Below are 23,274 nucleotides of genomic sequence, written 5' to 3'. Positions count from 1 at the left end.
CCGCTAGCCGCGATCCGGCTCGGCGGCGACCAGCGGTCGGCTCAGACCGGCCTCCGACCCGGCGGTGGCGCTCGAGCCGGCGGTCGCGCTCGAGCCGGCGGTCGCGCTCGATTCGGTCGCGCTCGATTCGGCTGCGTGCAAGTCGGTGGGACGCGACCCGGTTGGGCGCAACTCGTCCCACTGCACCAGGGCGACCCCGCCGACGATGAACGCGCCGCCGACGATTTGCCACGGGCCGGGCAACTGGCCGAGCAGCAGCCAGGCGAACAACACCGCGAACAGCACCTCACTCAAGCCGAGGAAGGAGGCGAGCTTCGCGCCGAGCGCGCGAGCGGCGGTGATGCCGGCGGCGTAGGCGAAGACCGCCGCCACCAGGGAGATCCCGAGGACGGGCACCAGCCAGCTCGTCCGGTGATGCAGGAACTGCACGTCCCGGGTGTTGGCGTGGATCGGCAACACGCCGAGGACTCCGACAGCCAGCAGGCAGAGGCTGCCGACCGCCATGCCGGCCCAGGCCATCACGATCGGCCGCAACTCGGTGTCGGCCTGCGAGGACACCACGAAGTAGACCGCCAGCCCGACCGCCGCGCCGAGCCCCCACAGCACCCCGATCGGGTCGAGGCGATGGTTGCCGGTCACGTCCAGCACCAGTGCCAGCCCGAGGATCGCGGCGATGCCGCCGGCTACCGTCAGCCGCCGCGGGCGGCGCCCGTGCCGCAGCCAGAGCCAGCCGACGACCAGCAGGATGCCGAGGTACTCCAGCAGCAGGGCAACCCCCACCGACAGCCGCGCGACGGCGTTGAAGTAGCACAGCTGGGCGCCCGCGATGGCCATCACGCCGTAACCGACGATGCTGCGCCCCTCCCGTGCGAGCACGCCGAACTGGCCGCGGAGCATGACCAGGGCAGGAATGGTGAGCACGGCCGCGGCGACCAGCAGGCGCGCGGTCACCGCCGCCGCGGGCGACCAGCCGGAGCCGATCAGCGCGGTCGCGAAGGCGCCGGAGGTGCCGAAGGCGGCGGCTGACAGCAGCGCGAGGCCGAGGCCGGCGCGTTGCTGGGTTGCGGTGTGCATGAAAGCGGTCCGTTCGTTGTCGACCGGGTCGCCGACGGTGCGCCGAACGCACGCCGACCTTCCGGTAGGGCTGGTCTGTAATGAGCAATCTGGGCTATGCTCATTACCTCCCTGAACGCTAGCCGAGGAACCGTAAGGAGTCAACATGCTTTTAGCTCATGACACCGAGCGCGCGCTGGCGGCTGCGGCGGGATTGGTGAACACCTGCCGGGATGGCGAGGACCAGCTCACCACCATCGATGAGCTGGAGGAGTTGGTCCGCACCCACCAGTGGTCGGGACCACGCACCGGTGACCCCGCGGAGCTCGTCGCGGTGCGGGAGCTGCGACCGACCCTGGCCCGGTTCTGGTCAGCCGACAAGGACACCGTGGTCGAGATCGTCAACCAGGTGTTGCGGGACCGCCATGCGCTGCCGCAACTGGTCAAGCACGACGAGTGGGACTACCACGTGCATGCCACCGCTCCAGATGCGCCGCTGGCAGACCGGATGGCCGTCGAGGCCGCCATGGCGATGGCCGACGTGATCCGGATCGACGAGCTCGGCCGGCTGCGGGTATGCGGTGGCGATGACTGCGAGGACGTCTACGTCGACCTGTCGAAGAACCGTTCCCGTCGGTTCTGTGGCGCGGCCTGCGGCAATCGCGCCAACGTGGCCGCCTACCGGGCCCGCCGCGCCGAACCGGCCACTGGCTAGGTCAGGAACGCACCGGGTCAGGAACGCACGGGGTCAGGAACGCTAGGTCAGGAACGCACCGGGTCAGGAACGCACGGGGTCAGGAACGCACCGGGCCGGTGTCGACCGCTTCGAAGGCCGAACCCGGCACCTGCTTGAGCTGCCGGAGATCCAGGTCGTCCCAGCCGCTGTCGGTGGCGCCGGAGATGAACCAGTTCGAGCCGTTGTCGGCCACGAACATGCCGTAGGTCTTGAGGCATTGCAGGATGACCCGGGCCGCGCCGGAGTAGCGGCTGATGTCGAAGGAGGCCTTCAAGCGGAACCGGGCGCCCATCGGGGCGAAGTTCGGATCGCTGGTCGAGCCGGCCTGGTGGGTGGCCGGGCTGATGTAGCCCCGCTGGGTCGTGGAGATGGTGAAACGCAGGGCGTGATCGATGCGCCCGGCCAGCACCTCGTCCCGCCGGACCAGGCCCGGCAGGATCGGCAGGCCGGCCGCGTCGGCCGAGGTCCAGCCGGCCGGCCGCAGGGCGTTGGACCGCAGGTCGAAGACCGCGCCGGACTGGGCGGTCCAGCCGCTGCCGCTGCGGGCCGCCCCGTAGAGCTCGTAGAGATGGCAGTCGGCGGAGGCGACCAGCACGTGCGCGTCCCCGCCCGCTTCGATCCGGGCGCCGGGCGGGATCGGGTACGGCCCCGGATCGCTCTCGTCGCCGTAGGCCGTGAAGCTGATGGGCACCTTCGGCTGGCTGGCCGGCACCACGCTGTACGGAATGCCGTAGGACGGGTCCGAGCCGAAATCCGGGTGCAGGAACCGGCTGCTGCCGATATTGGCGACCCAGGCCGCCGAGCGCGGGTGCAGCGGAGCGCTGGAGATGACGCGCCGCCACGGGTTGTCCGGCGGGAACAGCGGGCAGCCGGCGATGCTGGCCGAGCCGGTCGGACGCGGGCGCGTCAACGGCAACCGGCCGGGCCGGACCAGCACCGGCCGGTCCACCGGGTACTGCGTGCGAACTCCCGCCAGCCGGACACCGCTGCCGCCGGTCACCGTCTCGGCGCTGCCGGATGCCGCGAAGCCGGCCATGACAGCCAGCGCGAGGACGCAGACCGTCACCCGCGATCGTGGTCGCACAGCGGCGGCTGGTCGCATGTCCGCCAGTATGTCGGGTTCGAGCAGGCCGGCCGGCCCGTATCATGAAAATTCGTGAGTAACAGTCCCGAGAACCTCTTCCCCCGGCTCGAGCCCCTGCTGACCCAGGTGAGCAAGCCGATCCAGTACGTCGGCGGCGAGCTGAACGCCCGCACCAAGGACTGGGACTCCGCCAGCGTCCGGTGGGCCCTGATGTACCCCGACGCCTACGAGGTGGGGCTTCCCAACCAGGGCGTGCAGATCCTCTACGAGGTGCTCAACGAGCGGGCCGACGCCCTCGCCGAGCGGACCTACGCGGTCTGGCCCGACCTGGAGAAGCTGCTGCGCGAGCACGGCCTGCCCCAGTTCACCGTCGACGGGCACCGCCCGGTGGGCGCCTTCGACGTGCTGGGCATCTCGTTCTCCACCGAACTCGGCTACACCAACATGCTCACTGCCCTGGAGCTGGCCGGCATCCCGCTGCATGCCGCCGACCGCGACGACAGCCATCCCATCGTGCTGGCCGGCGGGCACGCCGCGTTCAATCCCGAGCCGATCGCGCGGTTCGTCGACGCGGCGGTGCTCGGTGACGGCGAGCAGGTGGTCGGCGCCATCACCGACGTGATCGCGGCCTTCAAGGCCGAGGGCTCACCGGGCGGGCGCGACGAGCTGCTGACCCGGCTGGCCGAGACCGGCGGGGTGTACGTCCCGCGCTTCTACGACGTCGGTTACTTCGGCGCCGACGCCGGCCCGAGCGCCGGCCAGCTGGCCTGGGTGCGGCCCAACCGCGACCGGGTTCCGGACCGGGTGAGCAAGCACACCGTGATGGACCTGGACGCCTGGCCCTACCCCAAGACGCCGCTGGTGCCGATGGCCGAGTCGGTGCACGAGCGGATGTCGGTGGAGATCTTCCGCGGCTGCACCCGCGGCTGCCGGTTCTGCCAGGCGGGCATGATCACCCGTCCGGTGCGCGAGCGCTCGGTGGAGGGGATCGGCCAGATGGTCGAGGCCGGCCTGAACGCCACCGGCTTCGAAGAGGTCGGCCTGCTGTCGCTGTCCAGCGCCGACCATTCCGAGATCGGGCCGCTGGCCAAGCAACTGGCCGATCGCTACGCCGATTCCAGGGTCTCGCTGTCGCTGCCCTCCACCCGGGTCGACGCCTTCAACATCGACCTGGCCAACGAGTTCTCCCGAAACGGCCGGCGTTCCGGGCTGACCTTCGCACCCGAAGGCGGCTCCGAGCGGCTGCGCCGGGTGATCAACAAGATGGTCAGCCACGCCGACCTGATCAACACCGTCACGGCTGCCTACTCCCAGGGCTGGCGTCAGGTGAAGCTCTACTTCATGTGCGGGTTGCCCACCGAGACCGACGAGGACGTCCTGGAGATCGCCACCATGGCCCAGGACGTCATCCGGGCCGGCCGGCAGGCCACCGGCTCGCGCGACATCAAGGCCACCGTCTCGATCGGCGGCTTCGTGCCCAAGCCGCACACCCCGTTCCAGTGGGCCGCGCAGGCCGCGCCCGAGGTGGTCGACGAGCGGCTGCGCAAGCTGCGCGCCGCGATCAACTCCGACCGCTCGCTGGGCCGCAACATCGGCATGCGCTATCACGACGGCCAGCCCTCGCTGATCGAGGGACTGCTCTCGCGCGGCGATCGCCGGGTCGGCGCGGTCATCGAGCAGGCCTGGCGCGACGGGGCCCGCTTCGACGGCTGGAGCGAGCACTTCTCCTACGCCCGGTGGATCGCCGCGGCCGAGGCGGCGCTGGCCCCGGCCGGCGTCTCGATCGACTTCTTCACCACCCGCGAGCGGTTCGCCGACGAGGTGCTGCCCTGGGACCACCTGGACTCCGGCCTGGACAAGCAGTGGCTGTGGGATGACTGGCAGGACGCCCTGACCGGCTACGAGCAGGACGACTGCCGGTGGACGCCGTGCTTTGACTGCGGGGTCTGCCCGACGATGGGCACCGACATCCAGATCGGGCCGACCGGCAAGACGCTGCTGCCGCTGGTCGCCAAGCCGCCGCTGCTGGCCCGGTCGGCGGAGCCGGTTCCGCCGGTGGTCGACCCCTCGCCGGCCAGGGGCTGAGGCTGTCGATGGCGCGCAGGCAACCCGAAGGCCCGGCCCACGTCGCGCCGGTGCAGCGAATCCGGCTGCAGTACGCCAAGCGGGGACGGCTGAGATTCTGCTCACACCGCGACTTCGCCCGCGCCTTCGAGCGCTCGCTGCGGCGGGCCGAGGTCCCGATGGCCTACTCGGCGGGCTTCCACCCGCATCCCAAGATCAGCTATGTCGGAGCCGCTCCGACCGGCGTGGGGTCCGAGGCGGAGTACCTGGAGATCGCGCTGGCCCGGCGCTGTGAGCCCGAGGACGTCCGGGCCGCGCTGGACGCCGTGCTGCCCGAGGGCCTGGACATCCTGCGAGCGGTCGACGTCGAGGACTGCCGGCCGGGCTCGCTGGCCGAGCACATGCAGGCCTCGGTCTGGCAGTTGGAGCTGACGGCTGACCCCGCGGTGGCCGCCGCCGCGGTCGCGGCCCTGCTGGCGACCGAGTCGATGCCGGTGGATCGGCTGACCAAGGACGGCGTGCGCAGCCTGGACGCCCGCGCGCCGATCGTGGCCGCCGAGGTGTCGGCGGAAGCCGGAAATGACACCCGTGCGATACTGAGGGTGGTCGTCCGTCAGGTCACCCCGACGGTTCGGCCCGACGATGTGCTCACCGCTCTGCGGGCCGTCGCCGGTTTCGCCCCGTCGCAGCCCCCCAGGGCCACCCGGCTGGCGCAGGGACCGGTCGATGACGCGGGACTGGTGACGGACCCGTTGTGCAGCACCGAGCTGTCGGTCAGCCGAGCAGCTATCGAGCACTGAAAGGCCGTCAGCGAACTGCTGACGGGTTGGACGACGTTCTGCCCGCACCTGTGGGCAGGGATGGCACGAACCACTCGTTCGCTCCCGCGGACGGGTGGGAAGAGACTTTGCGTTCTGCTTGCGGGTGGAACGCCATACCGCCCCTGTGCGGCCGAGTACGGCGACAGCCGTTCTTCTCGGCCCCGGGGGTGAGACAGGAGCACCCGAGCAATGCTCGACAACACCGAACCCACCGACGAATCCACTGACGGCCGCGCCGCTGAACCGGTGGGCGCCGTGGCCAAGAAGGCCGCACGCAAGGCCGCGGCGTCCAAGACCCTGGCCAAGCGCGCCCCCCGCAAGACTGCCGCCAAGAAGTCGGCCCCGGCCGAGCCGACCGTTCCGAGCGCCGAGTCGGGCGCTGTCCCGGACTCCGGCGCCGAGCCACTGGCGACGGCTGAGCCAGCGGTCAGCGCTTTGCCCGCTGCCGCGCCGCCGGTAGCGGCGGCGACGCCGGTCGAGGCAACCGAGGCGGCGACGCCGAAGAAGGCGACCCGGACCCGCAAGGCGCCGGCCAAGAAAGCCACCGGCCGAGCCGGCGCGGCTGCGCCTGACGGCGGGGCCGCGTCCGAGAAAGCCGCGTCCGAGAAAGCCGCGTCCGACGGCGGGACCGCGCCTGACGGCGGGACCGCGCCTGACGGCGGGACCGCGTCCGACAGCCCGACCGCGGGCTCGATGCCGGCGGTAGCCGAGTCAGCAGCACCCGAGCCGGCCGCCGGGCCGGCCAAGAGAACCCCCCGCAAGCGGGTCAGCAAGGCTGCCGCTGCCAAGGCGGCCGCAGAGCAGGCGGCCGCCGAGCAGACGGCCGCCGAGCAGGCCGCAGCCGAGCAGGCAGTAGCCGACACGACAGCCAGCGGTCGGGCTTTGGAGGCACTTCCGGCGGCGCCGACCCTGGCTGCCCCGGCCGTGCTGTTCCAGCCGCCTACCGAGGCGGCGCCGACCCGCCGTCGACGCGGCGGCAAGCGCGCCCAGGTGGAGCCGCAGGTCGTGGCCGAGCTGGACCCCGAGTCGGCCGAGCTGCTCGAGGAGGTGCCGGAGTTCTCCGACGTCGACGCCGATCTCGAACCCGAAGACGTTGATGTCGATGAGCTCGGCGCCGGCGAGCCCGAGGCTGATGACGAGGCAGCCGATGGCTCCCGCCGCCGTCGCCGCCGTGGCCGGCGCGGACGAGGCAGCAGGACCGATGGCGCATCCGAGGCCGGCGACGCCGACGCCGACCCAGCCGTCGCCGAACTCGAGGACGACGACGAGCCTGGCGAGGACCACGCCGACGAGGTCGCCGAGGCAGCCCTGTCGGCCAGCGCCCGCCGCCGGCGCCGGCGGCGGCGTTCCAGCGGTGCGGACGGCGCGGAGGCCGTGCTGTCCGAGGACGACCCGCCCAACACCGTGGTGCACGTCCGCGACAGCCGTTCCACCGGGCGCGAGAGCCGGGGGAGCGCAGCCGATGACGACGGCGTCCGTGGCGTCAAGGGCTCGACCCGGCTGGAGGCCAAGCGCCAGCGCCGCCGCGACAACCGCGACACCGGCCGGCGTCGCGCGCCGATCCTGACCGAGGCCGAATTCCTGGCCCGCCGCGAATCGGTGGACCGAGTGATGGCGGTGCGCCAGACCGGTGACCGGACCCAGATCGCCGTCCTCGAGGACGACATCCTGGTGGAGCACTACGTGACCCGGGCCAGCGCCAGCAGCGCGGTCGGCAACGTCTACCTCGGCCGGGTCCAGAACGTGTTGCCGTCAATGGAGGCCGCCTTCGTCGACATCGGCCGCGGCCGCAACGGCGTGCTGTACGCCGGCGAGGTCAACTGGGACGTGGCCGGGCTGGAGGGCAAGTCCCGGTCCATCGAGAACGCGCTCAACGCCGGTGACATGGTGCTGGTGCAGGTGACCAAGGACCCGATCGGCCACAAGGGCGCCCGGCTGACCAGCCAGATCTCGCTACCCGGGCGGTTCGTGGTCTACGTCCCCGGCGGCGGCATGACCGGCATCAGCCGCAAGCTGCCCGACGTCGAGCGCAGCCGGCTCAAGTCGATTCTGAAGAAGGTGGTTCCCGACGAGGCCGGCGTGATCGTCCGCACCGCGGCAGAGGGCGCGTCCGAGCAGGACCTGATCAGTGACGTCGAGCGGCTGAAGTCCGAGTGGGAGTCGATCAGCGCCAAGTCGAGCAAGGCCCGGCAGTCCTCGGAGGGCCCGTCCATGCTGCACGGCGAGCCCGACCTGGCGATCCGGGTGGTCCGCGACATCTTCAACGACGACTTCAAGAAGCTGGTGGTCGCCGGTTCTGAGATCCACCGCACCATCAGCGACTACGTCCGCGACATCGCCCCGGACCTGGCCGACCGGATCTCCCCGCACACCGGCGAGGCCGACCTGTTCCGTGAGCTGCGGGTGGACGAGCAGCTGGCCAAGGCGCTGGACCGCAAGGTGTGGCTGCCCTCGGGCGGCTCGCTGGTGATCGACCGCACCGAGGCGATGACCGTGGTCGACGTCAACACCGGCAAGTACACCGGTTCCGGCGGCAACCTCGAGCAGACCGTCACCCGCAACAACCTCGAAGCGGCCGAAGAGATCGTCCGGCAGCTCCGGCTGCGTGACATCGGCGGCATCGTGGTGATCGACTTCATCGACATGGTCCTGGAGAGCAACCGCGACCTGGTGTTGCGCCGGCTGACCGAGTGCCTGGGCCGGGACCGCACCAAGCACCAGGTCGCCGAGGTGACCTCGCTCGGCCTGGTTCAGATGACCCGCAAGCGGGTCGGCGAGGGGCTGCTCGAGGCCTTCAGCGAGCCCTGTTCGGTGTGCAACGGCCGGGGCGTGGTCGTGCACATGGACGCTGTGGAGCGCAAGTCCGGCTCCAACGGCGCGGGCTCGGCGACGGCCGGGTCCGCCTCCGAGGATGACCGGCCCAGCCGCGGCCGGCGCACCCGCAAGGCCAAGGCCGAGCAACCGGCGATCCCGCAGCTCGATCCTGCCGAGATCGCCGCCGAGGCCGAGAAGCGCCGAGCGGCGGCCAGCGCGGTGGCCGCGATCGCGGCGGCGACCAATCACCACGACGACGCGGCCGGCTCCCGGTCCGTCGACGCCGAACCGGTGACCGAGCCGGCGGCGGTGACCGAGCCGGCGGCAGCTGAGCCGGCGATAGCGGCCGAGCCGGCAGCGGCCGCGCCCACTCGGCGGCGGGCGACGCGCGGACGGGCCACCGTCGAGCGGGCCACCGCCGAGCGTGACACCGGGCAGGCCGGCGCGATGGAGTCGGGCACCGCGCAGCCGGGCACCCCGGAGTCGGGCACCGCGCAGCCGGGCATCGCGGAATCGAGCACCGTTCAGCCCGGCACCGCGCAGCCGGGCACCGTTCAGTCAGGCGTCGCCGAGCGTGAGACCGCTCAACGCGGTGCCGGGCGAGCGGACACCGCGCAGGCCCACCCGCAGTCCGACAGCACGCGGTCTGACACCGAGCAGCCCGACACCGCACTGCCGGCGCGCCCGCGTCGACGGCGGGCGGCGAGCCGGCCCGCCGGCCCGCCGGTGCCGGTCAGCGTCAGCGAGGGGTAGCCGCTTTTGCCTGTGGGGCCGCCGTAGGCGTAATCTGTACTACGGCCCACAGCATGGCGGTGGGCCGTTCTGATGTGACGCCGCCGATGAGGCGGGTACACCCAAGATCTTCGATGCTGTTTGACAGGAGTGAATTCGCGATGTACGCCATCGTCAAGACCGGCGGCAAGCAGTACCGGGTCGCCGTTGGTGACGTCGTGACGGTCGAGAAGCTGGACCTGGCCCCCGGGGCCAGCGTCGCGCTTCCCGCGATCCTGCTGGTCGACGGCGAGGATGTGACCACCGACGCGACCGAGCTGGCCGCAGTCTCGGTCACCGGCGAGATCCTCGGCCAGGTCAAGGGCCCCAAGATCAAGATCCACAAGTTCAAGAACAAGACCGGCTACCACAAGCGCATCGGCCACCGTCAGAAGCTGTCGCAGGTCAAGGTCACCGGCATCGAGAGCGGAAAGAAGTAGAGCCATGGCACACAAGAAGGGTGCATCCAGCTCCCGCAACGGCCGCGATTCGCACGCCCAGCGACTGGGGGTCAAGCGCTTTGGCGGCCAGCTGGTCAGCGCCGGCGAGATCATCGTCCGGCAGCGCGGCACCAAGTTCCACCCGGGCGACCTGGTCGGGCGCGGTGGCGACGACACGCTGTTCGCGCTGGCGGCGGGCAACGTGCTGTTCGGCAGCCGGCGCGGCCGCAAGACCGTCAGCATCGTTCCGACCGAGGTTTAGCCCCAGGATCGGCACAGTCCTTTTCCGCTGGAGCGGGCACCGGGATTCCGGCGCCCGCTCTTGGCGTTACAGCCCTAGGAACCTCCCCAGAACAGCCTTGAAAGAAGAGTGCGCCGTGGTGAATTTCGTAGACCGGGTGGTGCTGCACGTCACCGCGGGCAACGGCGGGCACGGGTGCGCCTCGGTGCACCGGGAGAAGTTCAAGCCGCTCGGCGGCCCGGACGGCGGCAACGGCGGCCGGGGCGGCAACGTGGTGCTGGTGGTGGACCCCCAGGTGCACACCCTGCTCGACTTTCACCACCACCCGCACCAGAAGGCCGGCAACGGCCGGCCGGGCGCCGGAAAGCATCGCAGCGGCGCCGACGGCGAGGATCTGGTGCTCGCGGTGCCCAACGGCACCGTCGTGCACGCCGCGGACGGCAGCGTGCTGGCCGACCTGACCGGCGCGGGCAGCCGCTACGTGGTGGCTCGTGGCGGCCGGGCCGGGCTGGGTAACGCGGCGCTCGCCTCGACCCGGCGCAAGGCGCCGGGCTTCGCCCTGCTCGGCGAGCCGGGGGAGGCCTTCGACGTCGTCCTGGAACTCAAGTCGATGGCCGAGGTCGGCCTGGTCGGCTTTCCGTCGGCAGGCAAGTCCTCCCTGATCGCGGCGATCTCGGCAGCCCGCCCCAAGATCGCCGACTACCCGTTCACCACCCTGGTGCCCAACCTCGGGGTGGTCAGCGCCGGCGAGACCACCTTCACCGTCGCCGACGTGCCCGGACTGATCCCCGGCGCGGCGCAGGGCAAGGGGCTGGGACTGGACTTCCTGCGGCATGTCGAGCGGTGCGCGGTGCTGCTGCACGTGCTGGACTGCGCGACGCTGGAAGCCGGCCGGGACCCGATCAGCGACCTGGACGCGATCGAGGAGGAACTGGCGCAGTACGAGTCCAGCCTGGGTGACCTGCTCGACCGGCCGCGGCTGGTGGCGCTGAACAAGGTGGACGTCCCCGAAGCCCGCGAGCTGGCCGAGTTCGTGACCGAGGAGCTGACCGGGCGGGGTTACCGGGTCTTTCCGATCTCCGCGGTCTCCCACGCCGGCCTGCGCGAGCTCACCTTCGCCCTGGCCGGGCTGGTCGAGCAGTTCCGGGCCAGCCAGGAGGCGATCGCGCCGGCCCGGATCGTGCTCACTCCGAAAGCGGTCGATGACTCCGGCTTCACCGTCGAGCCGGACCCGGACGAGCCCGGCGCGTTCATCGTGCGCGGCAGCAAGCCCGAGCGGTGGGTCCGCCAGACCCAGTTCGACAACGACGAGGCGGTCGGGTACCTGGCCGACCGGCTGGCCCGGCTGGGCGTCGAGGACCAGCTGGCCAAGCTCGGCGCGATGCCCGGCGCCAGCGTGACGATCCTGGACTACGTCTTCGACTTCCAGCCCACCGCGGGGATGGCGGACGAGGACTACTCGCCGACCCGCCGGGGGACCGATGACCGGTTGGACGCCAGCAGCCGGCCCAACGCCGATGACCGGTTGGCGGCGAAGAAATCACGCCGTCAGCACGTCAGCGACGAGGAGCTCGAGCTCGAGCGAGCGGTTGTCGAGTAGTCGCCGATGAGCAGCTCCGGATGAGCGGCGCGGAGACCGGCCGGGCCGGGATCGCTGCCGCGGCCCGCACCGTGGTGAAGGTCGGCTCGTCCTCGCTGACCCACCGGGGCCGGTTGCAGGACAGCCGGCTGAGCGCCCTGGTCGACGCCCTGGCCGCCCGGCGGGCCGCCGGCCGGCAGGTGGTGTTGGTGTCCTCAGGGGCGATCGCGGCCGGCCTGGCGCCGTTGGGGCTGACCACCCGCCCGCGTGACCTGGCCACCCAACAGGCCGCCGCCAGCGTCGGGCAGTTGCTGCTGGCCGAGCGGTACGCCGCGGCCTTCGCCCGGCACGGCCTGACCGTCGGGCAGGTGTTGCTGACGGCCGAGGACCTGCACCGGCGCGGCTCCTACCGCAACGCGGTGCGCACCCTGGAGCGGCTGCTGGCGCTCGGGGTGATCCCGATCGTCAACGAGAACGACACGGTGGCCACCCACGAGATCCGCTTCGGTGACAACGACCGGCTGGCGGCGCTGGTGGCGCACCTGGTGCGGGCCGACGCCCTGGTGCTGCTGTCCGACATCGACGGCCTGTACACGGCCGACCCGCGCAAACCCGGCGCGGCGCTGGTCCCCGAGGTCACCGGGCCGGCAGAACTGGCAGGAGTACGGGTCACCGGCGCCGGCTCGGGCGTCGGCACCGGGGGCATGTCCACCAAGATCGACGCGGCGTTGATCGCCGGCGGGGCCGGCGTCCCGGTGCTGCTGGCGCACGCCGGCGCGATCGGCGAGGCGCTTGCCGGGCGGGGCGGCACCTACTTCGCGCCACTCGGGCAGCGCACCGCCTCCCGGCTGCTCTGGCTGCGCCACGCCACCACCCCGCGCGGCCGGCTGCTGCTGGACCCCGGCGCCGTCACCGCGGTGGTGCGCAACCGGAAGTCGTTGCTGCCGGCCGGCGTCACCGCGGTGACCGGTGACTTCGCCGCCGGTGACCCGGTGGAGCTGGCCGATCCGGCCGGCACGGTGGTGGCTCGCGGGCTGGTGGCCTTCGACAGCGAGGATCTGCCCGACCTGCTCGGCAAGTCCACCCGGGACCTGCCGGCCGACCTGCGCCGTGAGATCGTCCACCGCGACGACCTGATCGTGCTGTGAGCGGGAGCGGGGCTCGCGCGGTGAGCAGGCCAGCGGGCCCGGCCGTCCGGAGTTCTATCCTGGACCCATGACTGGACGAGCGCTCAGCACGCCGGCCGAGGCCACCGAGGACGAGGTCCGGGCGGTGGCTCAGCGGGCCCGGCAGGCCAGCTTCGAGCTGGCCGCGCTGAACCGGGGCGTCAAGGACCAGGCGTTGCACGCGATGGCGGGCGCTCTCGAAGCGGCCGCCGCCGACCTGCTGGAGGCCAACGCCGCCGATGTCGCCGCGGCGCGCGAGTCCGGCACCGCCGAGCCGCTGGTGGACCGGTTGGCGTTGAACCCCGACCGGCTCGCCGCGATGGCTCAGGGCCTGCGCGAGATCGCCGCGCTGCCGGACCCGGTCGGTGAGGTGGTGCGGGGTTTCACCCGGCCCAACGGCCTGCAGGTCCAGCAGCTGCGGGTGCCGCTGGGGGTGCTGGCGGTGGTGTACGAGGCCCGTCCGAACGTGACCGTCGACGCCGCCGGCCTGGCCCTGAAGTCCGGCAACGCCTCGCTGCTGCGCGGCTCGGCCAGCGCCATCTCCTCCAACCGGGCGCTGGTGGCGGTGCTGTCCGAGGCCGCCGTCAAGGCCGGGCTGCCCGAGGACGCCGTCCAGCTGGCGCCCGGGACGGACCGGTCCAGCGTCACCCACCTGCTGCGGGCCCGCGGCCTGGTGGACGTGGTCATCCCGCGCGGCGGCGCGGAGCTGATCCGCTATGTCGTGGAGAACTCGCACGTGCCGGTGATCGAGACCGGCACCGGCAACGTGCACATCTATGTCGACGCCGAGGCCGATCTGGAGATGGCCGAGCAGATCGTCCTGAACGCCAAGACCTCGCGGCCCAGTGTCTGCAACGCGGCCGAGTCGCTGCTGGTGCACCGCTCGGTGGCCGCGGAGTTCCTGCCCAGGATCGTCTCGGCGCTGCACGAGCGCGGGGTGCTGGTGCACGGAGACGCCTACTTCACGGCCGTCGACCCCTCGGTCCGGGCGGCCACCGATCACGACTGGCAGACCGAGTACCTGGCGCTGGAGCTCGCAGCCCGGGTGGTGGCCGACGTGGACGAGGCGATCAGTCACATCCGGCAGTGGTCATCGGGCCATTCGGAGGCGATCGTGACCCGCAACCTCGACACCGCGAGGCGGTTCGTGTCCCGGGTCGACTCGGCGGCGGTGCTGGTCAACGCCTCGACCCGGTTCATCGACGGCGCCGAGTTCGGGTTCGGCGCCGAGATCGGCATCTCGACGCAGAAGCTGCACGCCCGGGGCCCGATGGGGCTCACCGAGTTGACTTCCACCAAATGGGTGGTTTTCGGCGACGGCCAGATTCGCGGCTGACAGCCGGCGATGCTAAGTCGCTGTTGCATTTTCAGCGGTTGCCGACGGCGCCTCTGGACAGGGCGGAGAGCCGGTGTTGCAATGAATCACCAGTGCATTGCCACCGGTTGATGGCGCCACCGAACCGGCGGCGTCAGGCAACGCTCCCAGGTCACCACAACGAAGTGCGGAAGGGCATTCCATGGCATCTCGATTGAGGCTTCTCCTCGGTCTACTTCTCGTCATTCTGGGCCTCACGGCCACCACGATGGCCCCGGCGTCGGCGATCACCGGCGGCGAGCCGGACGGCAACCGCCACCCCAACGTCGGGCTGATCCTCTTCTACAGCGAGGACGGCCGGTTCCGCTGCTCGGCGACGCTGGTCAGCCCCACCGTCCTGCTCACGGCCGGACACTGCACCGATGGCACCCTCGGCAAGACCCTGGTCGACTTCCGCTCGGTGGTTGCGATGGAGCCGCCGACCGGCTACCCGGTTGCGGCCAACCCTGACACCGGCTTCACCCAGGCCGAGATCGAGGCTGCCGGCTTCCTGTCCGGCACGGCTTACACCCACCCGGACTACTCCAACTTCACCGACCTGGACAACTGGAACGACATCGGCGTGATCGTGCTCGACCGGCCGGTGACCAACATCGCGCCGGCCCAACTGGCTCCGCTGGACTACCTCGACGCCTTCGCGCAGCCGAAGCTGAACAAGACCATCTTCACCTCGGTCGGCTACGGCACCGAGGTGCGCAAGCCGGCCTCCGGACCGCAGAAGCCCGTTCCGGAGAGCTACCCGCTGATCCGGCGGATGGCCGAGCAGCCGGGGCAGAAGCTGACCCATCAGATCCTGCAGCTCAACGGCAACATCAACGACAACCGTGGGACCGGCGGCACCTGCTTCGGTGACTCCGGCGGCCCGACCTTCCTCAACGACTACGTCGTGGCGGTCACCAGCTACACCTACACCCAGAACTGCCGGTACCTCGGCGGTTACAGCCGGGCCGACATCGAAGGCGTCCAGGACTGGCTGGCCACCTTCGGAGTGTTCCCGGCAGAGGGCTGAGCTCACTGATCGTCTGAGCTCACCGCTTAGCCAGCCCGGTACGAAGCCGGGGCCGGCCGCGACACCGCGGCTGGCCCCGGCTTCGCTGTCTCCTGGGTACCGGGCCTTGATGATGGCGCGCCGGCCCGGGTCGCGTATCCTTCTCCACGGGCCGGTGCTGTCCCGTGTGCACTCGAATTCCACGAGGACGGGCGGCCCATGGGCGACATCACCGGATTTCTCAAGCACGATCGCGAGCTTCCGCGGCGTAGGCCGGTCGCGGTCCGGATCCAGGACTGGCGCGAGGTCTACGAGCCGGCCGATGACGCGGTGACCCGAGCCCAGGCAAGCCGGTGCATGGACTGCGGCATTCCGTTCTGCCACAACGGCTGCCCGCTGGGGAACCTGATCCCCGAATGGAACGACCTGGTGTACCGCGACCGCTGGCGCGACGCCATCGACCGGCTGCACGCCACCAACAACTTTCCCGAATTCACCGGGCGGCTGTGCCCGGCGCCGTGCGAAACGTCCTGCGTGCTGGGCATCAGCCAGGATCCGGTGACCATCGAGCAGGTCGAGAAGGAGATCATCGAGCGGGCCTGGGACAGCGGCTGGGTGCGGCCGTTGCCGGCCAGCAAGAAGACCGGCAAGCGGGTCGCGGTAGTGGGCTCAGGACCGGCCGGACTGGCCGCCGCCCAGCAGTTGACCCGGGCCGGCCACCAGGTCAGCGTGCTCGAGCGCGCCGACCGGATCGGCGGGCTGCTGCGCTACGGCATTCCCGAGTTCAAGATGGAGAAGCGGGTGATCGACCGGCGGATCGAGCAGATGCGGGCCGAAGGCACCGAGTTCCGGACCGGGGTCGAGGTCGGGGTCGACGTCACCGTCGAGCAGTTGCGCGCCGGCTATGACGCGGTGCTGCTGGCCGGCGGCGCCACCGCCTGGCGCGACCTGCCGGCCCCCGGCCGGGAGCTGACCGGGATCTACCAGGCGATGGAGTACCTGCCGCTGGCCAACCGGGTCCAGCAGGGTGAGTACGACACCGCGCCGATCTCGGCGGCCGGCAAGCGGGTCGTGATCATCGGCGGCGGTGACACCGGCGCTGACTGCCTGGGCACCGCGCACCGGCAGGGCGCGGCGTCGGTGCACCAGTTCGAGATCTTGGCCCGGCCGCCCGCGGCCCGGCCCGAGGCCAACCCGTGGCCCACCTGGCCCCTGATGTTCCGGACCGCCTCGGCTCATGAAGAGGGCGGCGAGCGGGTCTTCGCGGTGAACACCGAGTGCTTCCTCGGCGATGAGCAGGGCAACCTGCGGGCGCTGCGGGCGCACCAGGTCGAGCTGGTCGACGGCCGGTTCCAGAAGGTGCCGGGCAGCGAGTTCGACCTGGAATGCGAGCTGGTGCTGCTGGCGATGGGCTTCCTCGGCCCGGAGCGCACCGGGCTGCTGGAAGGCCTGGGCGTCGAGCTGACCGAGCGCGGCAACGTGGCGCGCGACGCCGAGTTCGCCACCAACGTCGAGGGCGTGTTCGTGGCCGGGGACATGGGCCGCGGCCAGAGCCTGATCGTGTGGGCGATCGCCGAGGGCCGTTCGGCCGCGGCGGGGGTCGACCGCTGGCTCACCGGGGAGTCGGCGCTGCCGGCGCCGATCACCCCGGACACCGTCGCGCAGCGCTGAGCGGACACCGGGCCGGCGCCGCCGTCAGCCTGGCCGGCGCGGGCCCGGTTGGCCCCTAGGATGCCGGCCATGAGCGCTCCGTCCGATTCCGAGGGCTGGCCGACGGGTCCGGCACCCGACGGCCAGCCTCGCCGGGTGGGCATCATGGGCGGCACCTTCGACCCGATCCATCACGGTCACCTGGTGGCGGCCAGCGAGGTCGCTGACCTGTTCGACCTCGACGAGGTGGTGTTCGTGCCCACCGGCCAGCCGTGGCAGAAGGCCGAGAGCGAGGTGAGCCCGGCCGAGCACCGCTACCTGATGGCGGTGGTGGCCACCGCGTCCAACCCGAGTTTCTGGGTGAGCCGGGTGGACATCGACCGCCCGGGCCCGACCTACACCGTCGACACGGTGAGCGACATCTCGGCCATCCGCCCCGGCGCCGAGCTGTTCTTCATCACCGGCGCGGACGCGCTGCAGGCCATCCTGTCGTGGAAGGACGCCGACGAGCTGTTCCGGATGTGCCACATGGTGGGGGTGACCCGGCCCGGCTACCACCTGTCCGGTGATCACCTGCCACCCGACATCGTCACGCTGCTGGACGTGCCGGCGATGGCGATCTCGTCTTCGGCGGTCCGGCAACGGGTGCAGGCCGCCCGGCCGGTCTGGTACCTGGTGCCCGACGGCGTGGTGCAGTACATCGCCAAGCACCAGCTGTACCGCCGCTAACCCGCCGGGCGTACCAGCCCGAAGATGATCTCGTCGCTGTGGCTGCCGTCCGGGTTGCGCAACCTGCTGGCCCGCCGGCCCTCCTCGACGAAGCCGGCGGACAGCGCGGCACGGGCCGAGGCCACGTTGGCGGCCTTGCACCCGAGCTCCAGCCGGACGGTCGGCGTCGCGTCGAAAGCCCAGTCCGCCAGCAGCCGCAACGCCCGCGTGGTGAAGCCGCGGCCGCGAAAGCTCGGAAGCACCCCGTAGCCGATGGCCACCACGTCCGGCGGCCCGAACTGTCGCAAGCCCAGGACGCCCGCGCCCACCCCGCTGGCGGCGTCGCAGATCAGCAGCGAGTTCTGGCGGCTCACCAGCCGGTCGAGCCCGGCCCGGTCGGCGACGGAGACCGCGTTGGCCTCGGTGATCGACTGGTCATGGAACGCCCACTGCCGGGCCTCCTCGTTGTTGACCTCGGCCAGCAGCACCGGCCAGTCCCGCGGACCGGTCTGGCGCAGGGTGACCACGCCGTCGCTGAGAGCCTCCAGCCGCGGCCAGGACGGCGCGATCGCCTCGTCCGGGTCGGTGACGATGCGGGCGAAGACGGCGCCGTCGCGCAACCCGCCGCCGCTCAGCCCACCAGCGCGCAGGCTGTCCCGGCTGACCCCTTCGAAGCGGAAGCCGGCCCGCAGCGCCACCGCGGCCGAGGCGGCGTTCGGCACCTCGCACCGGATCTGGATCCGGCCCAGGCCGTTGGCCAGTCCGAAGCGTGCCAACGTCCGGACGGCCTCGGTGGCATAGCCCTGACCCCAGTCCGCCACGCCGACCCAGTAGCCGATCTCGGCGCTGACGTGCCCGGGCGCCGGCAGCTGCAGGGTGATGCTGCCGACCAGCCGGCCGCCGGCGTTCTCGGCGATGGCGCAGTCCAGCCGGGTGCCGGCCGCCCGTCCGGCCTGGGCGTGCTCGGTGACGAAGCCCCGGGCGTCCTCGGCGGTGTAGGGCCAGGGCAACGCCAGATGCCGGTGCATCCGCTCGTCGGCCATGATCGCCAGCACCGCCGGGACGTCCTGCGGTTGCCAGGGGCGCAGGGTGAGCCTTCCGGAGTGCAGCACCAGCCCCTCAAGCTCGACTTCGCTCCACTGGGCCATGACGACAGATTGCCAGATCGGACCATTCGAATCTTCTGACGTGCGGGCCAAGTACCATGTGAGCGTGGTTCTCAACAAATTGCTGCGCGCGGGCGAAGGCAAGATCGTCCGGCGGCTGACGTCCATCGCTGATCACATCGACGCCCTCGAGGAGGATTACGTCGATCTAACCGACGCTGAGCTACAAGCGTTGACCGATCAGTTCAAGGCCCGCTACGGCGAGGGGGAGACCCTCGACGAGCTGCTGCCCGAGGCGTTCGCGGTGGTCCGCGAGGCCGCCCGGCGCACTCTGGGCCAGTTCCACTACAAGGTGCAGCTGATGGGCGGCGCCGCGCTGCACCTGGGCAACATCGCCGAGATGAAGACGGGTGAGGGCAAGACGCTGGTCTCCACCCTGCCGGCCTACCTCAACGCGCTCGCCGGTGAGGGCGTGCACGTGGTGACCACCAATGACTACCTCGCCTCCCGCGACGCCGACTGGATGGGCCGGGTGCACCGCTTCCTCGGGCTCTCGGTCGGCAAGATCCTGTCGAACATGACGCCGGAGGACCGCCGGGCCAGCTACGGCTGCGACATCACCTACGGAACCAACAACGAGTTCGGCTTCGACTACCTGCGCGACAACATGGCCTGGTCCCTGGATGACCTGGTGCAGCGCGGCCACCACTACGCCATCGTCGACGAGGTCGACTCGATCCTGATCGATGAGGCCCGGACGCCGCTGATCATCTCCGGCCCAGCCGATGAGAACCAGCGCTGGTACCCCGAGTTCGCCCGACTGGCGCCGCGGATGAGGCGTGACGAGCACTACGAGGTCGAAGAAGGCAAGCGCACCATCGCGGTCACCGAGGCCGGCGTCGAGTTCCTCGAGGACCAGCTGGGCATCGACAACCTCTACGAGGCCGCGAACACGCCGCTGGTGGGTTACCTGAACAACGCGCTCAAGGCCAAGGAGCTCTACAAGCGCGACCGGGACTACATCGTCCGCGAGGGCGAGGTGCTGATCGTCGACGAGTTCACCGGGCGGGTGCTGGCCGGGCGGCGCTACAACGAGGGCATGCACCAGGCCATCGAGGCCAAGGAAGGCGTGCAGATCCAGCAGGAGAACCAGACGCTGGCCACCATCACGCTGCAGAACTACTTCCGGCTGTACAAGAAGCTGTCCGGCATGACCGGCACCGCCCAGACCGAGGCCGCCGAGCTGCACCAGATCTACAAGCTGGGCGTGGTGCCGATCCCCACCAACCGGCCGATGATCCGCAAGGACGACACCGACCTGATCTACAAGACCGAGGACGCCAAGTTCGCCGCGGTGGTCGATGACATCGCCGAGCGGCACGACAAGGGCCAACCGGTGCTGGTCGGCACCGCGAGCGTGGCCAAGTCCGAGATCCTGGCGAACCTGCTGCTGCGCCGGGGCGTGCCGCACGAGGTCCTCAACGCCAAGCAGCACGACCGCGAGGCCGCGATCGTGGCGATGGCCGGGCGCAAGGGCGCGGTCACCGTCGCCACCAACATGGCCGGGCGTGGTACCGACATCATGCTCGGCGGCAACCCCGAGTTCGCGGCCGACAGCGAGCTGCGCGAGCTCGGGCTGAGCCCGGCTGACACCCCGCAGGAGTACGAGGCGGCCTGGCCGGCCGCGCTGGCCAAGGCCAAGGAGCGCAACGCCCGCGAGCACGACGAGGTCGTCGAGCTCGGCGGCCTCTACGTGCTGGGCACCGAGCGGCACGAGTCACGGCGGATCGACAACCAGCTGCGCGGGCGGTCCGGCCGGCAGGGCGACCCGGGGCTGTCCCGGTTCTACCTGTCGCTGGGCGATGACCTGATGGTGCGCTTCAACGGCGACCGGATCGCCACCATCATGAACTTCCTGCGGCTGCCCGAAGACACCCCGATCGAGAACAAGCAGGTTTCCAAGGCCATTCAGTCCGCCCAGACCCAGGTCGAGCAGCAGAACTTCGAGATCCGCAAGAACGTTCTGAAGTACGACGAGGTGATGAACAAGCAGCGCACGGTGATCTATGACGAGCGCCGGCAGGTGCTCTCCGGTGCTGACCTCACCGATCAGATCCGGCCGATGATCACCTCGGTGGTGACCTCCTATGTCGAGGGCGCGACCTCGTCGGGCTACGCGGAGGAGTGGGACCTGGAGCAGCTGTGGGTGGCGCTCAAGACGCTGTACCCGATCTCGCTGACTCCGGACGAGGCGATCAAGACCGCCGGTGGCGAGCGCAACGACCTGACCCGGGAGTTCCTGGTCGAGGAGATCGTGGCCGACGCCCAGGCCGCCTATGACCAGCGCGAGGCCGAACTGGGCGCCGAGGTCACCCGCGAGCTCGAGCGCCGGGTGCTGCTGTCGGTGCTGGACCGCAAATGGCGCGAGCACCTGTACGAGATGGACTACCTGCAAGAAGGCATCGGCCTGCGGGCGATGGCTCAGCGAGACCCTCTGGTGGAGTACCAGAAGGAGGGTTTCGACATGTTCCGGGCCATGATGGACGCGATTCAGGAAGAGTCCGTCGGGTTCCTGTTCAACCTCGAGGTGCAGATCGAGGCCGAGTCGCCCGCCGTGGAGCCCGCTCCGGCTCTGGAGCCGGCAGCTGGTCAGGACTCGGGTGAGCTCGACGCCGAGCGGGTGCTGGCCGAGCTTGCGACGCCGCCGGAGCCCGAAGCGGAGCCGGACCACCCGGTGATCTTGGCCAAGGGTCTGGGCCGGCCACGTGCCGAAACCGCACCCCTGACCTACAGCGCCCCCGCGCTGGGATCAGACACCCCCGAGGTGCACACCGAGGGCGGGGCCCGACCGGCCGCCGGCAGCAAGGCAGGGGCGGCCAAGCAGCGTCGCGCCAACCCCAACCGGGGAAGCCGGGGCAACAAGCGCAAGCGTTGAGTCCTAGCGGGAGCGTGCGTTAGGGCGTAGCGGCGGGAGCGTTAGCCGTGCTGGGAGCTTGCCTGCCCGCGCAAGTGTTGCTGAGCTCTGCCTTGCCGCGCCGTGCGCTGGTTCGCCGCGCCGTGCGCTGGCTTTGCCGCGCCGAGCGCTGGTTCGCCGCGCCGAGCGCTGGCTTAGCCGCGCCGAGCGGCGAAGGAGCACCCCCGTTTTGAGCGCCTCCTTCGCCGCCGGCTCAGCCGATCTGCAGGCGGACACACCGCCATCGGCCGTCCAATCCCTCCAGGCGCAGCGCCAGCGCCCGAAAGCGGTCGCCCACCCGAAGCACGGCGGCGACTTCGGCCACCCCGTCGGCGGGCTCGGTGATATGCAGCGAATGCAGCGTCGCGGGTCGGTGGGTGCTGCCCAGCCGGCTGATCCGGCCGGCGTCGCGGGCCAGGCCCGCCTGCACCGTCGGGCTGGTGTGGTGGCGCAGTTGGGACGGCGAGCGCCGACCGGTGGCCGTCTCGATGACTCCGATCACCAGCCGCCTGGCAAAGGCCGCCGGCTCGGGCAACTCCTGGCGACCGGTAGGCCGGACCGCGAACGGGCTCGGCTCGGCACGCAGCCGCATCGCCGACGGCGCGTTCGGGCCCAGGGTGTCAAAGGGCAGCGGTTGATCCAGCGGTCCGACCAGGATCAGATGCCGGGCAGGCAGCTCGTCGTCGAAGGGTGGCTCTCGACGCGGCGCGGGACGCGGCAGGAATCCCTGCGCTACGACTGGCGCCCGGCCGGGCTGGACCGGCGCCGCTGACATCGTCATTCGCCGGCCTGCGGAGCTGTGGCCTGCGGAGCTGTGGCCTGCGGAGCCATGGCCTGCGGAGCCAGCAGGCTGGCGCCAGGCCTGAGCAGGTTCGGATCGGCGCCGATCAGTTGGCGGTTCAGGGCGTACCAGCGCGGCCATTCGCCCTGGATACGGGCCGGCGACCCGGCCGCGCCCAGCCGGTGAGCGGCGATCGACCACAGCGAATCGCCAGGACGAACCCGAACGTGGTCACCGGAGGGGGTCGGTCTCGGGTCGGACCGCGACGCGGCGGGAGCGGCCCGGTCGCCGTCCACCGATCCGGCAGGGTCAGTGGGGTGTACGGGATCGGTGGGCCACCCGAGAGCCGGCAGGTTCACCGGCTCGGTAGAGCCACCGGGGCCGGAGTTCTTGTCCGGCCGATCCATCGGCAGGCTGGGAGCGACTGCGAAGGTGGGGCTCGCCGAGACGCCGATCGGCCCCGGTGCGGTGCTGGCAGCCGAGTCCGCGAAAGCGGCGCTCGGGCTGATCAAGATCGACGTGCCGGCGGCTGCTCCGAGAACTCGCCGCAGTAGCGCCGGGGTCAGGTGCGCGGCCATCGCGTGGGCGTGCAGGCCTACTCGCCCGGGCAGCAGGGCCAGGGCAGTGACGCCCAGTACAGCCGCCGTCCACAGCGCGACCAGCCACAGCAGGGATGCGGCAAGGGTGATGGCGGCGGCGTCCGGCCCGACCTCAGCGACCCATGTGTACGGCGAACGAAGTCCCTCGGCCAGCCGAACGGGCTGGCCGGCACCCGCGATGATCACCCATCCGCTGGCTATCGCCGCCGTGCCTAGCTTGCTCAGGTACCTGGTAACCATGCGTTTCCCTTCGTTTGCTTCCATTTACATGAATACACGAAGGGAGGGCGTCAGTAAACTTGGGTGTGGATAAACCTTGGCCGGGTCAGCCGACGGCTCGCGAGG

At 71.1% G+C, this 23,274-nt stretch carries 18 protein-coding genes; 13 read left to right on the top strand and 5 right to left on the bottom strand.

Features of this window, described 5'->3' with window-relative positions; translation table 11 throughout:
• Nucleotides 1-3: 3 nt before the first annotated feature.
• Nucleotides 4-1,074 (bottom strand): EamA family transporter, encoded by a 1,071-nt coding sequence (locus VF557_09410; protein ID HEX8080415.1) that lies wholly within the window; start codon nucleotides 1,072-1,074, stop codon nucleotides 4-6.
• A 145-nt stretch (nucleotides 1,075-1,219) separates the two neighbouring features.
• Here VF557_09410 and VF557_09405 point away from each other — a divergent pair, with 145 nt between their 5' ends.
• Nucleotides 1,220-1,768: a CGNR zinc finger domain-containing protein gene (locus VF557_09405; protein ID HEX8080414.1), complete on the top strand. Its 549-nt coding sequence runs from the start codon at nucleotides 1,220-1,222 to the stop codon at nucleotides 1,766-1,768.
• A gap of 79 nt (nucleotides 1,769-1,847) precedes the next feature.
• On the opposite strand, the gene VF557_09400 is transcribed toward VF557_09405, so the two are convergent.
• Nucleotides 1,848-2,891, bottom strand: a complete 1,044-nt coding sequence (locus VF557_09400) for a hypothetical protein (protein HEX8080413.1) — start codon at nucleotides 2,889-2,891, stop codon at nucleotides 1,848-1,850.
• Between the two features lie 54 nt (nucleotides 2,892-2,945).
• On the opposite strand from VF557_09400, the gene VF557_09395 reads away from it, so the two are divergent.
• The 11 genes from VF557_09395 to nadD all read left to right on the top strand — a co-directional run bounded on the left by VF557_09395 (nucleotide 2,946) and on the right by nadD (nucleotide 17,511).
• Nucleotides 2,946-4,958 (top strand): TIGR03960 family B12-binding radical SAM protein, encoded by a 2,013-nt coding sequence (locus VF557_09395; protein ID HEX8080412.1) that lies wholly within the window; start codon nucleotides 2,946-2,948, stop codon nucleotides 4,956-4,958.
• A gap of 8 nt (nucleotides 4,959-4,966) precedes the next feature.
• Nucleotides 4,967-5,737, top strand: coding sequence for a TIGR03936 family radical SAM-associated protein (locus tag VF557_09390; GenBank protein HEX8080411.1), 771 nt, complete (start codon nucleotides 4,967-4,969; stop codon nucleotides 5,735-5,737).
• Between the two features lie 210 nt (nucleotides 5,738-5,947).
• Nucleotides 5,948-9,325 carry an Rne/Rng family ribonuclease gene (locus VF557_09385; protein HEX8080410.1) on the top strand — a complete coding sequence of 1,126 codons (3,378 nt, stop codon included), beginning with the start codon at nucleotides 5,948-5,950 and terminating at the stop codon, nucleotides 9,323-9,325.
• Nucleotides 9,326-9,438: 113 nt separating this feature from the next.
• Nucleotides 9,439-9,783 (top strand): 50S ribosomal protein L21, encoded by a 345-nt coding sequence (rplU, locus tag VF557_09380; protein ID HEX8080409.1) that lies wholly within the window; start codon nucleotides 9,439-9,441, stop codon nucleotides 9,781-9,783.
• Between the two features lie 4 nt (nucleotides 9,784-9,787).
• Entirely contained in the window at nucleotides 9,788-10,045 is a 258-nt protein-coding gene (gene rpmA / locus VF557_09375) for a 50S ribosomal protein L27 (protein HEX8080408.1), read from the top strand.
• Between the two features lie 115 nt (nucleotides 10,046-10,160).
• The gene (gene obgE, locus VF557_09370) at nucleotides 10,161-11,624 is read left to right on the top strand and encodes a GTPase ObgE (GenBank protein ID HEX8080407.1); all 1,464 of its coding nucleotides are present in this window, start codon (nucleotides 10,161-10,163) and stop codon (nucleotides 11,622-11,624) included.
• 20 nt (nucleotides 11,625-11,644) lie between these two features.
• Nucleotides 11,645-12,751, top strand: a complete 1,107-nt coding sequence (proB, locus tag VF557_09365) for a glutamate 5-kinase (protein HEX8080406.1) — start codon at nucleotides 11,645-11,647, stop codon at nucleotides 12,749-12,751.
• A 67-nt stretch (nucleotides 12,752-12,818) separates the two neighbouring features.
• Nucleotides 12,819-14,105 (top strand): glutamate-5-semialdehyde dehydrogenase, encoded by a 1,287-nt coding sequence (locus VF557_09360; GenBank protein ID HEX8080405.1) that lies wholly within the window; start codon nucleotides 12,819-12,821, stop codon nucleotides 14,103-14,105.
• Nucleotides 14,106-14,352: 247 nt separating this feature from the next.
• Complete coding sequence (locus VF557_09355) at nucleotides 14,353-15,153, top strand: trypsin-like serine protease (protein ID HEX8080404.1); 801 nt, start codon at nucleotides 14,353-14,355, stop codon at nucleotides 15,151-15,153.
• Nucleotides 15,154-15,351: 198 nt separating this feature from the next.
• Nucleotides 15,352-16,803: a glutamate synthase subunit beta gene (locus VF557_09350; GenBank protein ID HEX8080403.1), complete on the top strand. Its 1,452-nt coding sequence runs from the start codon at nucleotides 15,352-15,354 to the stop codon at nucleotides 16,801-16,803.
• Between the two features lie 69 nt (nucleotides 16,804-16,872).
• Nucleotides 16,873-17,511, top strand: a complete 639-nt coding sequence (nadD, locus tag VF557_09345) for a nicotinate-nucleotide adenylyltransferase (protein HEX8080402.1) — start codon at nucleotides 16,873-16,875, stop codon at nucleotides 17,509-17,511.
• Here the strand turns inward: nadD and VF557_09340 are convergent.
• On the bottom strand, nucleotides 17,508-18,638 hold the full coding sequence (locus tag VF557_09340) for a GNAT family N-acetyltransferase (GenBank protein HEX8080401.1): 1,131 nt from the start codon (nucleotides 18,636-18,638) through the stop codon (nucleotides 17,508-17,510). The genes nadD and VF557_09340 overlap by 4 nt on opposite strands.
• A gap of 64 nt (nucleotides 18,639-18,702) precedes the next feature.
• Here VF557_09340 and secA point away from each other — a divergent pair, with 64 nt between their 5' ends.
• On the top strand, nucleotides 18,703-21,531 hold the full coding sequence (secA, locus tag VF557_09335; GenBank protein ID HEX8080400.1) for a preprotein translocase subunit SecA: 2,829 nt from the start codon (nucleotides 18,703-18,705) through the stop codon (nucleotides 21,529-21,531).
• A 232-nt stretch (nucleotides 21,532-21,763) separates the two neighbouring features.
• On the opposite strand, the gene VF557_09330 is transcribed toward secA, so the two are convergent.
• On the bottom strand, nucleotides 21,764-22,330 hold the full coding sequence (locus VF557_09330; GenBank protein HEX8080399.1) for an Rv3235 family protein: 567 nt from the start codon (nucleotides 22,328-22,330) through the stop codon (nucleotides 21,764-21,766).
• Nucleotides 22,327-23,169: a hypothetical protein gene (locus tag VF557_09325; protein HEX8080398.1), complete on the bottom strand. Its 843-nt coding sequence runs from the start codon at nucleotides 23,167-23,169 to the stop codon at nucleotides 22,327-22,329. Before VF557_09325 ends, VF557_09330 begins: the two co-directional genes overlap by 4 nt.
• Nucleotides 23,170-23,274: the final 105 nt, after the last annotated feature.

It is taken from the genome of Jatrophihabitans sp., assembly GCA_036389035.1.
In the GTDB taxonomy this organism is placed as follows: domain Bacteria; phylum Actinomycetota; class Actinomycetes; order Mycobacteriales; family Jatrophihabitantaceae; genus Jatrophihabitans_A.
The sequence above is the reverse complement of the archived record's forward strand: the minus strand, read 5'-3'. Positions and strand labels throughout refer to the sequence as shown.